Source organism: Streptomyces sp. NPDC047971, from assembly GCF_040653355.1.
In the GTDB taxonomy this organism is placed as follows: domain Bacteria; phylum Actinomycetota; class Actinomycetes; order Streptomycetales; family Streptomycetaceae; genus Streptomyces.
In genome coordinates, this window is sequence record NZ_JBEZNW010000008.1 from 145,743 (window position 1) to 160,096 (window position 14,354).

14 protein-coding genes are annotated in these 14,354 nt (G+C 70.2%); 5 read left to right on the forward strand and 9 right to left on the reverse strand.

Translation table 11 applies throughout. The features are described from left to right. Positions 1-38: 38 nt before the first annotated feature. The 8 genes from AB0D99_RS11105 to AB0D99_RS11140 all read right to left on the reverse strand — a co-directional run bounded on the left by AB0D99_RS11105 (position 39) and on the right by AB0D99_RS11140 (position 7,378). A complete protein-coding gene (locus tag AB0D99_RS11105; RefSeq protein ID WP_362358955.1) occupies positions 39-1,388 on the reverse strand; it encodes a nucleobase:cation symporter-2 family protein in 1,350 nt (449 codons plus the stop codon). A 394-nt stretch (positions 1,389-1,782) separates the two neighbouring features. Next, entirely contained in the window at positions 1,783-3,171 is a 1,389-nt protein-coding gene (locus AB0D99_RS11110; RefSeq protein ID WP_362358957.1) for an 8-oxoguanine deaminase, read from the reverse strand. Between the two features lie 75 nt (positions 3,172-3,246). Beyond that, a complete protein-coding gene (locus AB0D99_RS11115; RefSeq protein ID WP_362358959.1) occupies positions 3,247-4,677 on the reverse strand; it encodes a nucleobase:cation symporter-2 family protein in 1,431 nt (476 codons plus the stop codon). A 70-nt stretch (positions 4,678-4,747) separates the two neighbouring features. Then, on the reverse strand, positions 4,748-5,671 hold the full coding sequence (gene pucL, locus AB0D99_RS11120) for a factor-independent urate hydroxylase (RefSeq protein WP_362358961.1): 924 nt from the start codon (positions 5,669-5,671) through the stop codon (positions 4,748-4,750). A 5-nt stretch (positions 5,672-5,676) separates the two neighbouring features. Continuing rightward, positions 5,677-6,066 carry a hydroxyisourate hydrolase gene (gene uraH / locus AB0D99_RS11125; protein ID WP_362358963.1) on the reverse strand — a complete coding sequence of 130 codons (390 nt, stop codon included), beginning with the start codon at positions 6,064-6,066 and terminating at the stop codon, positions 5,677-5,679. Beyond that, positions 6,063-6,590: a 2-oxo-4-hydroxy-4-carboxy-5-ureidoimidazoline decarboxylase gene (gene uraD / locus AB0D99_RS11130; RefSeq protein ID WP_362358965.1), complete on the reverse strand. Its 528-nt coding sequence runs from the start codon at positions 6,588-6,590 to the stop codon at positions 6,063-6,065. The genes uraH and uraD overlap by 4 nt, the downstream gene beginning before the upstream one ends. Before the next feature lie 156 nt (positions 6,591-6,746). Next, a complete protein-coding gene (locus AB0D99_RS11135) occupies positions 6,747-7,085 on the reverse strand; it encodes a helix-turn-helix domain-containing protein (protein WP_362359103.1) in 339 nt (112 codons plus the stop codon). Between the two features lie 44 nt (positions 7,086-7,129). Beyond that, positions 7,130-7,378: a thiamine-binding protein gene (locus AB0D99_RS11140; RefSeq protein ID WP_362359105.1), complete on the reverse strand. Its 249-nt coding sequence runs from the start codon at positions 7,376-7,378 to the stop codon at positions 7,130-7,132. A 140-nt stretch (positions 7,379-7,518) separates the two neighbouring features. Between AB0D99_RS11140 and AB0D99_RS11145 the strand changes: the two genes are divergently transcribed. From AB0D99_RS11145 to AB0D99_RS11160, 4 genes are all read left to right on the forward strand, one after another. Beyond that, entirely contained in the window at positions 7,519-8,352 is an 834-nt protein-coding gene (locus AB0D99_RS11145) for a TIM barrel protein (protein WP_362358967.1), read from the forward strand. Between the two features lie 84 nt (positions 8,353-8,436). Beyond that, positions 8,437-9,327 carry a 2-hydroxy-3-oxopropionate reductase gene (locus AB0D99_RS11150; RefSeq protein ID WP_362358969.1) on the forward strand — a complete coding sequence of 297 codons (891 nt, stop codon included), beginning with the start codon at positions 8,437-8,439 and terminating at the stop codon, positions 9,325-9,327. A gap of 183 nt (positions 9,328-9,510) precedes the next feature. Next, positions 9,511-10,968, forward strand: coding sequence for a catalase (locus AB0D99_RS11155; RefSeq protein WP_362358971.1), 1,458 nt, complete (start codon positions 9,511-9,513; stop codon positions 10,966-10,968). A gap of 459 nt (positions 10,969-11,427) precedes the next feature. Further along, positions 11,428-12,093: a DUF1524 domain-containing protein gene (locus tag AB0D99_RS11160; RefSeq protein ID WP_362358973.1), complete on the forward strand. Its 666-nt coding sequence runs from the start codon at positions 11,428-11,430 to the stop codon at positions 12,091-12,093. Here AB0D99_RS11160 and AB0D99_RS11165 read toward each other — a convergent pair. After that, the gene (locus AB0D99_RS11165; protein WP_362358975.1) at positions 12,029-13,258 is read right to left on the reverse strand and encodes an MFS transporter; all 1,230 of its coding nucleotides are present in this window, start codon (positions 13,256-13,258) and stop codon (positions 12,029-12,031) included. The genes AB0D99_RS11160 and AB0D99_RS11165 overlap by 65 nt on opposite strands. 58 nt (positions 13,259-13,316) lie before the next feature. Between AB0D99_RS11165 and AB0D99_RS11170 the strand changes: the two genes are divergently transcribed. Then, on the forward strand, positions 13,317-14,300 hold the full coding sequence (locus AB0D99_RS11170; protein ID WP_362358977.1) for a transcriptional regulator: 984 nt from the start codon (positions 13,317-13,319) through the stop codon (positions 14,298-14,300). The last annotated feature ends 54 nt before the right edge of the window (positions 14,301-14,354 follow it).

The following is a 14,354-nucleotide window of genomic DNA, read 5'->3' on the forward strand; positions in this document are numbered from 1 at the left end:
GGACGCGGGGACCGGAGCGTCGGAGGGACGGGGCCTGTTCAGTGGACGTGCGCCGTCTTGCCCGCGCGGGTCTCGGAGATCTCCTCGCCCGGTTCCATGGGCGCGGTGACCGTGTCCTCGTCTCCGCGCTTGCCGAGGTGGTTGAAGACCAGGTTGAGCAGGACCGCCGCCACGCAGCCGGTCGAGATGCCCGAGTCCAGGATGATCTTCGCGGTCTCCGGGAAGGCGTGGTAGAACTCCGGCGCCGTGATCGGGATGATGCCGACGGCCAGCGAGACCGCGACGATGAGGACGTTGTTGTCCTTCTCCAGACCGGCCTTGACGAGCGTCTGGATGCCGCTCGCGGCGACCGAGCCGAAGAGGACGACGCCCGCGCCGCCGAGCACCGGACGGGGGACGACCGAGATCAGCGAGGCCGCGACCGGCGACAGACCCATGAGGACCAGGAAGCCGCCGCCGCAGGCGACCACGAACCGGCTGCGGATCTTCGTCATGGCGACCAGACCGATGTTCTGGGCGAAGGCGCTGCACATGAAGCCGTTGAAGAACGGGCTGATGGCGGAGCCGAGGGTGTCGGCGCGCAGCCCGGCCGCGATGGTCTTCTCGTCCGCCGGCCGCTCGACGATCTCACCGAGCGCCAGCATGTCGGCGGTCGACTCGGTCATCGAGACCAGCATCACGACGATCATGGAGATGATCGCGGCGAGCGCGAACTGCGGGGCGCCGAAGTGGAACGGCGACGGGAAGCCGATCACGGACGCCTCGGCCACCGGACCGAAGTCCGTGACACCGAAGGGGATCGCGATGACGGTGCCGATGACCAGACCGACCAGGACGGCGATCTGCTTCAGGAACCCGCGGGTGAAGCGCCTCAGGACCAGCACGACGACGAGCGTGATCGCCGCGAGGGTCAGATAGGTCGTCGAACCGTAGTCCTCGGCCGATGGATTCGGCCCCTGGGCCCAGCCGAAGGCGACCGGGAGGAGCGAGACGCCGATGAGCGTGATGACCGTGCCGGTGACCACGGGCGGGAAGAAGCGGACGAGCTTGGAGAAGTACGGGGCGGCTATGAAGCCGAGGAGACCCGCGACGATGATCGCGCCGAAGATGATCGGCAGCGCGTCGGACTTGTCGTCCGTCGTGTCGACGATCGCCAGCATGGGGGCGACACCGGCGAAGGTGACGCCGTTGACGAACGGCAGGCGGGCGCCGATGTTCCAGACGCCGAGCGTCTGCAGGAAGGTGGCGAGTCCCGCGGTGAAGAGGCTTGCTCCGGTGAGGAAGGTCAGCTCGGTGCCGGAGAGTCCGACGGCCGCGCCGACGATCAGGGGCGGGGCCACGACCCCCGCGTACATGGCGGCCACGTGCTGGAGACCGCTGGTGAACATTTTCAGGGGCGGCAGAGTCTCGTCGACCGGATGCTTCTGGTCGTCGGTGTCGGCGCCTGCGTCTTGCGCATCACTGCGAAACCTGGGCTTGAAGGCCACGGAGGTTCCTCCGGTCGGGTAACACGTCGGCGGTGACGTGGGTGTCATGGAGGTGGTGCAAAGCGGTGCGGTGCGCCTCACGGGTGCGGGCTCATGAGGTGGTGGGGGGTTCTGCGTCCTCGGGTACGGCGTCGTGTGTCCGGGGAGGCCGGGAGGGCTGACACACATCGACTGTCCGGGGGGTGCCGTACCTCTTTACGTACGGGCACCCCCCGTCCAGCCGGCCACGGGCCCCGCTCGGGTCCGTGGCGACCGACCGAGGGCCGTCCCCCTCGGTCGGACTCCTTGGGGAGGATCAGCCCTGGGCCGTGATGCGGGCCAGGCGCTGGGCCTCCGCGCGCGCGTCGCGGGCGATCGCTTCCTCGTCCGCGAACAGCAGGCGGTTGTTCTCGACGATCTGCTTGCCGTTGACGAACGAGGCCGTCACCGGGGCAGCGGCGCCGAACACGATCGCGGTGACCGGGTCGGCGATCGACGAGTGGCCGATGCCGTCGATCTTCCAGAGCACGAAGTCGGCGAGCTTGCCGGGCTCCAGAGAACCGATGTTGTCGGCGCGGCCGAGGACCTGGGCGCCACCGTACGTACCGAGGCGCAGCGCCTGGCGGGCGTTGAGCGCGGCCTCACGGTGGGCACCGAGGCGGTTGATGAGGAGCGCGTTGCGCAGCTCGGTGTGGAGCTCGCCCGACTCGTTGGAGGCGGTGCCGTCGACGCCGAGGCCGACGGGAACGCCGGCGCGCAGCATGTCCGGGACGCGGGCGATGCCGGCGGCGAGCCGCGCGTTGGAGGAGGGGCAGTGGGCGACACCGGTCTTCGTGCGGGCGAAGGCCGCGATGTCGGAGTCGTTCATGTGGACGCAGTGCGCCATCCACACGTCCTCACCGAGCCAGCCGGTCGACTCGAAGTAGTCGGTGGGGCCCATGCCGAAGAGCTCGTGGCACCACTTCTCCTCCTCCACCGTCTCCGAACCGTGCGTGTGCATCCGCACGCCGAGGCGGCGGGCCAGCTCGGCACCCTGCTTGAGCAGTTCGGTGGAGATGGAGAACGGGGAGCAGGGGGCGACGGCGACCTGGGTCATCGCGTCGAAGGAGGCGTCGTGGTGCTTCTTGACCGTCTCCTCGGTGGCCGCGAGGGCGCCCTCGGTGGTCTCGACGGCGAAGTCCGGCGGCAGGCCGCCGTCCTTGACGCTGCGGTCCATGGAACCGCGGGCGAGGGTGAAGCGGACACCCATGTCCTTGGCGGCGCCGATGATGGCGCCGGACAGGTCGCCGGAGCCCTGCGGGAAGACGTAGTGGTGGTCCATGGCGGTGGTGACACCACCGCGGGCCATCATCGCGAGCGAGCCCTGCGCGGCGACGCGGGCCATCGACTCGTCGATGCGCGACCAGGTCGGGTAGAGCGCGACCAGCCAGTTGAAGAGGTTGTGGTCGGTCGCCAGGCCCCGGGTGATCCACTGGTAGAAGTGGTGGTGGGTGTTGATCAGACCGGGCGTCACCAGATGACCGGTGGCGTCGATCCGGCGGACCACGTTCTCCAGGCCCTCGGGGGCCTTGCCGGCTCCGATGGACTCGATCTTGTTGCCGGCGACGACGAGGTGACCGGTGGCGTACTCGGTGTCGTTGGCGTCTACGGTCGCGATCGCACAGTTCTCGATGACGATGCGCTCGACAGTCGAAGGTGCTGCCATGGCGGTGCTTCCTTCATTCCTCGGGGGTTGGGATTCCCCCGCGACGACGTCGTAGGGGGAGGGCACGGCAGGACCCTAGGAGGATTTGAGTGCCGGAGCCGCGTGACGGGTCCGGGTGCCGAGATGGTGGAAGAACAGATTGAGCGTGACCGCGACGAGCGCTCCGGCGCTGATGCCGGAGCCGAGCACGGTCTGTGCCCAGGCCGGGAATTCGGCGTAGAAGGTGGGCGCGGCGAGAGGGATGATGCCCGCTCCGAGCGCGACCGCCACCAGGATGATGTTGGAGCTGTCGTCGAGTCCGGCTTCCGACAGGGTACGGATTCCGGAGACGGCGATCGAGCCGAAGAGGACGATGCCGGCACCCCCGAGGACCGGCATGGGGACCATCGACACGACCGCGCCGAGGACCGGGAAGGCGCCGAGGACGAGCAGGGCGCACCCGGCGACGGCGACGACATAGCGGGAGCGGACCCGGGTCAGCGAGACCACTCCGACGTTCTGGGCGAAGGCGGAGGTGGGGAAGCCTCCGAAGACGGGGCCGATCAGGGTGGCGATCCCGTCGGTCCGCAGACCGCGGGTGATCGTACGTCCGTCGCTCCGGCGTTCGCAGATCTCACCGAGGGCGAGCATCCCGGCGCTGGATTCGGTCATGAGCACCAGCATCACGATGCACAGCGAGAGGATCGCCGCGGGCTGGAACTCCGGTGCGCCGAAGGCGAAGGGTCCGGGCAGGGCGGCGACGGGCGCCTCGCGCAGGGCGGTGAAGTCGGCCATCCCGAAGGGGATCGCGGCGAGCGTGCCGATGAAGAGGCCCAGCAGGAGGGCGATCTGCTTGACGAAGCCCTTGGCGAAGCGCTGGAAGAGCAGGATCACGACGAGCGTGAAGGCGGCGAGCGCCAGGTACTTCATGGCGCCGAAGTCGGCGGCTTCCTTGTTCCCGCCCTGCGCCCAGCTCACCGGGACGGGCATCAGGGTGACGCCGATCAGGGTGATCACGACGCCGGTGACGAGCGGCGGGAAGAAGCGGAGCAGTCTGCCGAAGAAGGGCCCGACGGCGAGGCAGAACACGCCGGCGACCATCACCGCACCGTAGATGGCGGGGAGTTGGTGGCCAGGAGCGCTGGTCTCCGCGATGGCCAGCATCGGTGCGATGCCCGCGGACGAGGCGGCGTTGACGAACGGGAGCCGGTTTCCGGCGAAACGGCCGGCCCCGAGGGTCTGGAGGATGGTGGCGCAGCCGGCGATGAGGAGGCTCGCGGCGATGAGCCGGGTCATTCCGGCGGCGTCCAGGCCGACAGCCTGCCCGATGATCAGCGGGGGCGTGACGACTCCCGCGTACATGGCGGCGATGTGCTGGAGCGCGGCGGGGACGAGCCGTGAGGCGGGGAGCTTCTCGTCCACCGGGTGGACCTCTGCGAGAACGGCCGAAGAGGTGGCCGTCGAGGTCTCCGACGGTGTGGAACACGGGCCTTCTGCGGATGCCGGCCCCGATGCTGGCTGTGCCATGGGTAGGTCCCTCCGGTGGTGGCGGCCCCCGCCCGACTGCGGGCGGGCGGGGGCGGCCACGAGGTGCCGCTTAGAGGTTGGTCATGTCGACCGGGATCTGCGCCGTGGCTCCGTCCCGCAGCACCGTGGCCTCGATGAGGCCGTAGGGGCGGTCGGCGGCGAAGTACACCTCGTTGTCGTTCTTGAGCCCGAAGGGCTCCAGGTCCACCAGGAAGTGGTGCTTGTTCGGGAGCGAGAAGCGGACCTCGTCGATCTCCGAACGGTGGTTGATGATCCGGGTGGCCATCTGGTACAGCGTCTGCTGCAGCGAGTAGGAGTACGTCTCGGAGAAGGCCTCGAGCATGTGCTTGCGGGTCTGCTCGTACGACCGCTCCCAGTTGGGCATCCGCTGCTCGTCGTCGGTCCAGTTGAACCGCCAGCGACCGGAGACCTGCGTGGCCAGGATGCGGTCGTACGCCTCCTGGAGGGTCGTGTACTTGTCCTTGATGTAGCCCCAGAACTCCGAGTTGGTGGAGTTCATGACGATGAGGTCCTTGAGGCCGGAGATGACCTCCCACTTCTCACCGTCGTAGGTGATCTGCGAGACGCGGGTCTCCTGCCCCTTGCGGGCGAAGGAGTGGTTCACCTCGTCCGAGCCGATGAACTTGGAGTTGGCGTCGGAGCTGGCGATCCGCTCCCAGGAGTACTCCTCGATCCGGATGCGCGCCCGCTTGATCGGCTCCTGGCTGGTCACGAAGTGACGCGCCAGGTGGATGCCGAACTGCTCGGCCGACTCGATCCCGTACTCCTTGGCGAAGGCGTACACGGTGTTCTTGGTCGTGTCGGTGGGCAGGCAGTGGGCGTTCGAGCCCGTGAGGTGGACGTCGTCGAGGTCGCCGGAGAGGGCGACGGAGACGTTCAGGTCCTTGATGTGGTGGGTGGCGCCATCCCGCGTGATCTTGACGACGCGGTTCTCTGCTTTGCCGTACTGGTTCTGGCCGAGAATCGTGGGCATGTCTGCTAGCTCCCTCGGTAAACGGAGTAGCCGAACGGGTTGAGCAGCAGCGGTACGTGGTAGTGCTCGCCCGGCGTGACGGCGAACGTGATCGCCACCTCCGGGAAGAACGCACCGCTGTCCCTTACGCGGGGGGCGTCCTGCTGCGCCTCGGCTTGCTTCTTGGAGAAGTACGCCTCGGTCTCGAAGTCGAGACGTACGTGGGTGGTGCCCTCCGGCAGGGCCGGCAGGTCCTTGCAGCGCCCGTCCGCGTCGGTGGCGGAGCCACCGAGCGTGACCCACTGCGCGTCGAAGCCGCTGCGGGCCGCGAGCGTGATGGCCACGCCCTCGGCGGGGCGGCCGATGCTGGTGTCCAGGATGTGGGTGGACACCGAAGCGGTGGTGTCGGTGCTCATGCGTTCTCTTCCTCGTTCTCTGCGCGCTCTACGAGACCGGTCAGCCGGATGCGGTTGATCTTGCCCAGTTCGGTGCGGACGATCTCCCGCTCCTGCTCGGGCGAGTGCTCGATCCGCTCACGGACCGCGTCGCGCATCTGCTCACCGGTCTTGCCGGTCGCGCAGATCAGGAAGACATGACCGAACTTGTCCTGGTAGGCCAGGTTGAGTTCGAGCATCTCGGCCTTGAGCGCCTCGGAGGCCCCGGCCATCCCGCTCTGCTCGCGGGAGGAGGTCGGGTCCCCTGCCTTCGGACGACCGATCGGCGGGTGGCCCGCCATCGCCTCGGCCAGATCCTCGGCGGTCAGCTCGGCCATGGCGGCGTCGCTGGCGAGGAAGAGGGCTTCGGCGGTGGTGTACGGGCGCTGGGCGAGAACCTTGCTCCCCCACGCCGAGCTGGAACACACCTCGTGGAGCGCGGCGACAGCGTCGCTGTCCGCCGAGGTGTTGAACCGGGTGAGGCCCGGTGTCGTACCTGAAGTCACGGGAAGCCTCCGTGGCTGTTTTTCGCTGTGCGTCGGACGGGCTGCGGATAGCTAACGCCCTTTGCCGACATCACGTCAACACTTTGTTGAAAACTCGGTGACACAAAAGCCGTCGTCCCGACATCTGGACGACGGCCCGTGGCCCCACATGATCAACTAGCCCTCCTTGGGGGCCTTTTCCCTGCTCAGGGCGGTCTCCCTGTTCAGGTAGTTGTACACGGTGAAGCGACTGACACCCAGTGCCCCGGCCACCGTCTCCACGCCGTGCCGCACGGAGAAGGCGCCGCGCGCCTCCAGCATCCGGACGGCCTCCTGCTTCGTCTTGCGGTCCAGCTCCGCCAGTGGCATCCCGTGCCTGCGCTCCATGGCGGCGAGAATGTGGTCCAGCGACTCCGAGAGCTGCGGCAGGCGCACGGCGAGGACGTCCTCCCCCTCCCAGGCGAGCACCACGTCGTCGCGCTCGGCCTGCTCGGGGCCCAGTATCTCGGCGCCCATCGCGTCGGCCAGCGGCTTCACCGCGGCGATCAGCGGATGTTCGATCACGACTCCTCCCCGATCACGTTGACCTGGAGGGAGACACGGGTCGCGCCGGCCGCGAGGGACTTGCGCAGCAGCGCGTCCACGGCCGTCAGCACCTCGTCGGCGCCCCCTTCCGCCGTGTTTCCGAAGGGACCGACATCCACCGCGTCCAGCCGAGCCGCCTGGATGACCTCACGAGCCACGACCGCGTGCGCCGGCGCCTCGTCGAGGTCGAACGGCTCGGTCGTGAACTCCACTTTCAAACGCACCATGCCCCCACGCTACTGGCCAGGAGTCGGCCGACGGCAGCCCTGAGCTGCCGGACCCTCTTGACAAGTGGGGCGCACCGCTTGCAACATTCCGTCAGACAGAAACTTACTTCCGCAATACGGAAGGAGCGCCGCCCCTCATGGGATACACGGACCAGCGCTTCGATGTGAACCTGTCGATCCTCTACACGGAACTCCCGCTCCTGGAGCGCCCCGCGGCCGCCGCCGCGGCGGGCTTCACCGCGGTCGAGCTGTGGTGGCCCTGGATCGACACCGCCACCCCCGACCAGAGCGAGCTCGACGCGCTCAAGAAGGCTCTGGACGACGCCGGCACCCAGCTGGTGGGCCTGAACTTCTACGCCGGCCGGCTGCCCGGCCCCGACCGCGGCGCCCTCTCCGTACCGGGTGAGGAGTCGGACCGCTTCCGCGCCAACATCGAGGTGGCGGCGGACTTCGCCGCCTCGATGGGCTGCAAGGCGCTCAACGCGCTCTACGGCAACCGCGTGGAAGGCGTCGACCCGCAGATCCAGGACGCCCTCGCCCTGGAGAACCTGGTCCTGGCCGCCCGCGCGGCCGACCGGATCGGCGCGATCCTGCTGATCGAGACCCTGAACAAGCCGGAGTCGCCGCTCTACCCGCTGGTGAGCGCCCCGTCCGCGATCGAGGTCGTCGACAAGGTCAACCAGGCCACCGGGCTCGGCAACGCCAAGTTCCTCCTCGACATCTACCACCTGTCGATGAACGGCGAGGACGTCAGCCAGGTCATCGCGCAGTACGCCGACAAGACCGGCCACGTCCAGATCGCCGACAACCCGGGCCGTGGCGCGCCGGGCACGGGCGACCTGCCGCTGGAGCAGCTCCTCGACGAGCTGAAGAAGGCCGGTTACGAGGGCTGGGTCGGCCTGGAGTACAAGGCCGCCGACGCCGCCGCGTCCTTCGAGTGGCTCCCGGCCGAGGCCCGCGCCGCCCGCTGACACCGGACGGGGGCCGACACCCCCGCCCGCCCCAGCCGGGCGTCAGCTCCCCCTGACATCGCACAACCCCGAGAGGTACCCCCAATGAGCAACCTCCCCAAGATCGCGTGGATCGGCCTCGGCATCATGGGCTCCCCCATGTCCGAGAACCTGATCAAGGCCGGCTACTCCGTCACCGGCTTCACCCTGGAGCAGGACAAGCTGGACCGTCTCGCCGCGGCCGGCGGCGCCGCCGCCCCGTCGATCGCCGAGGCCGTCAAGGACGCCGACGTGATCGTCACGATGGTGCCCGCCTCCCCGCAGGTCGAGGCCATCTCCTACGGCCCCGACGGCATCCTGGAGAACGCCAAGCAGGGCGCGCTGATCGTCGACATGTCGTCGATCACCCCGCAGACCTCCGTGGACCTCGCGAAGAACGCCAAGGAGAAGGGCATCCGCGTCATCGACGCCCCCGTCTCCGGCGGCGAGGCCGGCGCCATCGAGGCCGTCCTGTCGATCATGGTGGGTGGCGAGCAGGCCGACTTCGACCAGGCCCTGCCGATCCTCGAGGCCCTCGGCAAGACCATCGTGCTGTGCGGTCCGCACGGCTCGGGTCAGACCGTGAAGGCCGCCAACCAGCTGATCGTCGCCGTCAACATCCAGGCGTGCGCCGAGGCCGTGGTCTTCCTCGAGAAGTCCGGCGTGGACCTGAACGCCGCGCTCGACGTCCTCAACGGCGGCCTGGCCGGCTCCACGGTCCTGACCCGCAAGAAGGACAACTTCCTGAACCGGGACTTCAAGCCCGGCTTCCGGATCGACCTCCACCACAAGGACATGGGCATCGTCACCGACGCCGCCCGCAACGTCGGCGCGGCCCTCCCGGTCGGTGCCGTCGTCGCCCAGCTCGTCGCCTCCCTGCGTGCGCAGGGTGACGGTGGCCTGGACCACTCGGCCCTGCTGCGCGCCGTCGAGCGCCTCTCCGGCCAGCAGGTCTGACGCACCCCCTCACGGGGCCCTGATTTCCGGACGGCGGCGGCGCTGACAACTGTCCTGTCGCGCCCAGGCGCCGCCGCCGTCCGGAACACCACACTTCATTTTCAACAAACTGTTGACGTCTCGTTCCGGGCGTATTTACGCTCCAGAGCACCCAGCAGTGCAGCTCCCGTACGGAAGGTCACGATGTCGAAGCGCGTGCTTACGACCGAGTCCGGCGCCCCCGTCGCCGACAACCAGAACTCCGCCACCGCCGGCGTCGGTGGCCCCATCCTCCTCCAGGACCAGCACCTGCTGGAGAAGCTCGCGCGCTTCAACCGTGAGCGGATCCCGGAGCGCGTGGTGCACGCCCGCGGCTCCGGCGCGTACGGCTACTTCGAGGTGACCGACGACGTCACCGGCTTCACCAAGGCCGACTTCCTCTCCGAGGTCGGCAAGCGGACCGAGACGTTCCTGCGCTTCTCCACCGTGGCCGACTCGCTCGGTGGCGCGGACGCCGTCCGTGACCCGCGCGGCTTCGCCCTGAAGTTCTACACCGAAGAGGGCAACTACGACCTCGTCGGCAACAACACCCCGGTGTTCTTCATCAAGGACCCGATCAAGTTCCCCGACTTCATCCACTCCCAGAAGCGTGACCCGTTCACGGGCAAGCAGGAGCCGGACAACGTCTGGGACTTCTGGGCGCACGCCCCCGAGGCGACGCACCAGATCACCTGGCTCATGGGCGACCGCGGCATCCCGGCCTCGTACCGCCACATGAACGGCTACGGCTCCCACACCTACCAGTGGACCAACGAGGCGGGCGAGGCCTTCTTCGTCAAGTACCACTTCAAGACGAACCAGGGCATCCGCTCGCTCTCCGCCGAGCAGGCCGCCGAGCTCGTCGGCCAGGACGCGAACTCGCACCAGACCGACCTGCTGCAGGCCATCGAGCGCGGTGTGAACCCCTCGTGGACCCTGTACGTCCAGGTCATGCCGGCCGCCGAGGCCGCGGACTACCGCTTCAACCCGTTCGACCTCACCAAGGTGTGGCCGCACAGCGACTACCCGCTGCAGCGCGTGGGCCGCCTGGTCCTCGACCGCAACCCGGACAACGTCTTCGCCGAGGTCGAGCAGGCCGCGTTCTCCCCGAACAACTTCGTGCCGGGCATCGGCCCCTCGCCGGACAAGATGCTCCAGGGCCGCCTCTTCGCCTACGCGGACGCCCACCGCTACCGCCTCGGCGTCAACCACACCCAGCTGCCGGTGAACGCGCCGAAGGCGACGGTGGCCGACAACTACGGCCGCGACGGCTACATGGCGACCCGCCAGGGTTCGCGTTACGACAAGAACTACGAGCCCAACTCGTACTCCGGCCCGGCGCAGACCGACGAGGCGCCCTCCGCCCCGCTGGCGATCCACGGCTGGACCGGCACCCACGCGGCGCCCGAGCACGCCAAGGACGACCACTTCTTCCAGGCCGGCGAGCTCTACCGCCTGATGTCCGAGGCCGAGAAGCAGCGTCTGATCGCCAACATCGCCGGTGGCCTCTCCCAGGTCTCCCGCGAGGACGTCATCGAGAAGAACATCGCGCACTTCGCCGCCGCCGACGCGGACTACGGCAAGCGCGTGGAGGAGGCGGTCCGCGCCCTGCGCGAGGACTGATCCCGGTTTCCAGACCGCGTACGGCACTTGACGGGAGGTCAGCTGCCGTACGCCGTCCGGACCGACGGCCCGGATGAGGGGTGGCCGGCGGAACGGACAGCGTGAGGACCGCGGCGGTGTGCGAGCCAGTGCGGTGGTAAGGGCGGAACGGGCCCCTTCTTGACCTGAAGGAAGGGATCCCCGATCAGCCCGTCGTCACCGCCGCGGTCCCAACGCCCCACCTCCCCCCAAGACTCCGCCCGGCGGCGCGAACGTCCTGTCGCGCCAGCCTCGCACCGTCGGGCGGGCACAACGAGAGCGCGGAACCAGGTTTACGGTCCCTGGTTCCGCGCTCTTTCGCATGCCCTCCACCCGCGCCGGACAGCGCATCGTTTCTGCGGTGAAGATCCACACCCGCACGGGCGAGCGCACCGCGGTTCTCCCCCTGTGCGCCCCTCCGCCGCCGCTATCCACTCGTACATGATCAAGAACCTGGTGCGGGGCCTGGCTCCGCTCGCGCTGATCCTGTCCCCCGTCGCCGTGCCCTCCCCCGCGCTCTCCGCGAACGTGGTCCTCTTCCCCGACGCGCTCGCCGACCTCACGGAGGCGGCGGAGAACCCCGCCGGATACCAGGCGTCCGCCTTCCCCCACTGGAACAAGGGGCTCGACCCCGCCGACGGCTGCGACACCCGCGCCGAGGTCCTCCTCGAGGAGGCCGTCGACGCACCGAAGACCGGCCCCGGCTGCACCCTGACGGGCGGCAGGTGGACCTCGTACTACGACGGCCAGACCGTCACCGATCCGGCCGCCCTCCGCGTCGACCACGTCGTCTCCCTCGACGAGGCGTGGGAATCGGGCGCCTCGGGCTGGACCACGGCCCGGCGCGAGAAGTACGCCAACGACCTCGGCGCCCCCGGCACCCTGACCGCCGTCACCGCCCGCAGCCAGCGGGACAAGGCCGGCCGCGACCCCGCCGGATGGGTCCCGTCCTCCTCGGCCCAGTACTGCCGCTACGTCGCCGAATGGCTGGGCACCAAGCTGCGCTGGGGACTGAGCGCCGACAAGGACGAGGTGGAGGCACTCAAGCTGTTCGCCGACGGGCCCTGCGAGGAGACGGTCGTGGTCCGCTCGACGGCCCCTCGGTGAGCACCAGCGCCCCGCCGACCGCCAGTGAGACGGCGGCGAGCACCGTCATCGCCACCGCGGGCGAGGTGAGCTGGGCGACGGCGCCGGCCAGCGCCGCGCTCAGCCCCTGGAGCGCCGGCATCCCCGCGGAGTGCAGCCCCAGCGCGTGACCACGGAGCTCGTCCGGCACCAGCGCCAGCAGCCGCTCCTGGAAGATCAGGCTCGCGCCGTAGCCCACGCCGGACACCGTCACCGCGACCAGGGCGAGCGGCAGCCCCGGGTCGAGCGCGAAGAGCAGGTACGGGGCCGCCAGGAGCGCCTGGAGCGGCGGGCCGAGCCCGGCCCGCCGCTCCGTCGGCAGCAGCCGCCCGACCACGGTGTCCCCGATCAGCATCCCGAGCGCGGCGCAGGCGAAGAGCAGCCCGGCGCTGTCGGGAGTCCCCGACGGCCCCCAGGCGTCGGGGGCGTACGCGACGAAGAGCGACTCGCAGCCGACGATCAGCCCGTTGGGGACCCAGAGGGCGAGGTAGACGAGGCGGCGCGGGCGGGAGGACCACAGACGCGCGTTGGTGCGCCACGTCTCGGCGGCCGAGGGGCGGCCGGTCGCGCGCGGCCCGCGGCGGGACAGGCCGCGACGGGCGAGGAGCCCGGCGGCGAGGTGGAGACCGGCGGCGATCAGCAGCGTTCCGCGTGGCGAGACCGTCGCCACCAGCACCCCGCCGGCCGCGAACCCGGCGATCTGACAGACGCCGGCGGCCATGTTCAGCACCGAGCGGCCGAGCAGATGGCCCGCGCGGGGAAGGACCTCGCCGAGGAGTCCGTAGCGCACCCCGCCGCCCACGGAGCCGACGAGGCCCTGGACCAGCAGCAGGCCGAAGACGGCGCCCGTCGGCAGCCCGGGCACGGCCTGGGCCGCGGTGCCGAGGGCGAAGACGAGCGAGATGCCCGCCAGCGCGGCGCGCGGCGGCAGCCGGTCGGCGGCCGAGAGGAGCGTCGCGGCTCCGACGACCTGGGCGAGCGCGGGACCGAAGAGGGCGAGGGCGGAGAGGAACGGGGAGCCGGTCGACCGCAGGACGAGCGTGGCGAGACCCAGACCGGCCATCGTCTGGGCCGCGACCTGCACGGCCGCCGTGAGGAAGAGCGGGGTGAACTCCGGTGTGCGGAAGAGCTCCTGATAGCTGCGCATGGGCCGGAGTCTCCGAGGGCGAGGGGGCCGCCGGTACTGTTTCGCGGGGAGGCGAAACATGGGCTGGTGGCAGATCGACGCCGACGCGCTCGCGGGCAGTCGGTTCCTGGTGTCCCCGCTGGCCGAGACCATCGCGGCGCTGCAGGCGTTGGACCTGCCGGACCCCGCCCATCCGGGCGAGCGCGCGTGGCTGACGGACCGTCTGCCCGCCTACCGGGCACGGCTGGCGGCCGAGCCGCTCGACGCCGCGCTGGTGCGGGCCGCGCTCGGGACCGCGTGGAACGCGGACTTCGTGACCCCGACTCCCCTGGGCGAGGGCGAGCCGTCCTTCGAGGAGGAGTTGGCCAGGATCCGGGAGACCCCGCCCTCGGCGGCGTCGGCGGATCTGGCGGTCTCGCTGGGCGGCCCGGTGCCGGAACCGCTCGCGTCGGCGACCGATCTGCCGCACCGGATGGCGGAGTTGCTGGCCTGGGTCTGGCGGGAGGCGGTCCTGCCGACCTGGCCGCGGCGGCGGCGCGTCCTGGAGGCGGACGTGGTGGCCCGTACCGCGCGGCTGACCGCCGGCGGGTGGGCGGCGGCGCTCGACGAGCTGGCACCGGGGCGGACGCGCTGGCTCGGCGAGGGGCGGCTGCAGGTCAACACCCGTGATTTTCCGCCCCGGTCGGCCGCGGGCGGGCGCCTGTTCCTCGTACCGGTGACGCCGCGCCGGGGATGGGTGTCGTGGGAGGGCACGGAGCGTTTCGCGATCGTCTACCCGTGCGCGGGCGCGCTGGCCGACGCGGAGGGCCCGGCCGTCCCCGAGGCGCTCGGCGTCCTCCTGGGGAGCGCGCGGGCCGGGGTGCTCGTACGCCTCGAAACACCCAAGTCCACCAGCCAGTTGGTGGCACTGACCGGACAGGGGCTCGGTTCGGTGGGGCGGCATCTGAAGGTGCTGCTCGACGCCCGTCTCGTACGGCGGAGGCGGGCGGGAAGGTCCGTCCTCTACGACTGGACGGAGGCGGGGGCGACGCTGGTACGGGCACAGGGACCGGCGTCGCGGTGAGCGGCGCAGGGACCGGCGTCGCGGTGAGCGGCCGCGCGGGGGCGCGGACGCGGA

What these genes read in the sequence shown, in the direction of transcription:
- AB0D99_RS11105 (WP_362358955.1), bottom strand. Translation starts at nt 1,388, where the DNA reads ATGTTCACCAGCGGTCTCCAGCACGTGGCCGCCATGTACGCGGGGGTC.
- AB0D99_RS11110 (WP_362358957.1), bottom strand. Translation starts at nt 3,171, where the DNA reads ATGGCAGCACCTTCGACTGTCGAGCGCATCGTCATCGAGAACTGTGCG.
- AB0D99_RS11115 (WP_362358959.1), bottom strand. Translation starts at nt 4,677, where the DNA reads ATGGCACAGCCAGCATCGGGGCCGGCATCCGCAGAAGGCCCGTGTTCC.
- pucL (WP_362358961.1), bottom strand. Translation starts at nt 5,671, where the DNA reads ATGCCCACGATTCTCGGCCAGAACCAGTACGGCAAAGCAGAGAACCGC.
- uraH (WP_362358963.1), bottom strand. Translation starts at nt 6,066, where the DNA reads ATGAGCACCGACACCACCGCTTCGGTGTCCACCCACATCCTGGACACC.
- AB0D99_RS11135 (WP_362359103.1), bottom strand. Translation starts at nt 7,085, where the DNA reads ATGGGCGCCGAGATACTGGGCCCCGAGCAGGCCGAGCGCGACGACGTG.
- AB0D99_RS11145 (WP_362358967.1), top strand. Translation starts at nt 7,519, where the DNA reads ATGGGATACACGGACCAGCGCTTCGATGTGAACCTGTCGATCCTCTAC.
- AB0D99_RS11150 (WP_362358969.1), top strand. Translation starts at nt 8,437, where the DNA reads ATGAGCAACCTCCCCAAGATCGCGTGGATCGGCCTCGGCATCATGGGC.
- AB0D99_RS11155 (WP_362358971.1), top strand. Translation starts at nt 9,511, where the DNA reads ATGTCGAAGCGCGTGCTTACGACCGAGTCCGGCGCCCCCGTCGCCGAC.
- AB0D99_RS11160 (WP_362358973.1), top strand. Translation starts at nt 11,428, where the DNA reads ATGATCAAGAACCTGGTGCGGGGCCTGGCTCCGCTCGCGCTGATCCTG.
- AB0D99_RS11165 (WP_362358975.1), bottom strand. Translation starts at nt 13,258, where the DNA reads ATGCGCAGCTATCAGGAGCTCTTCCGCACACCGGAGTTCACCCCGCTC.
- AB0D99_RS11170 (WP_362358977.1), top strand. Translation starts at nt 13,317, where the DNA reads ATGGGCTGGTGGCAGATCGACGCCGACGCGCTCGCGGGCAGTCGGTTC.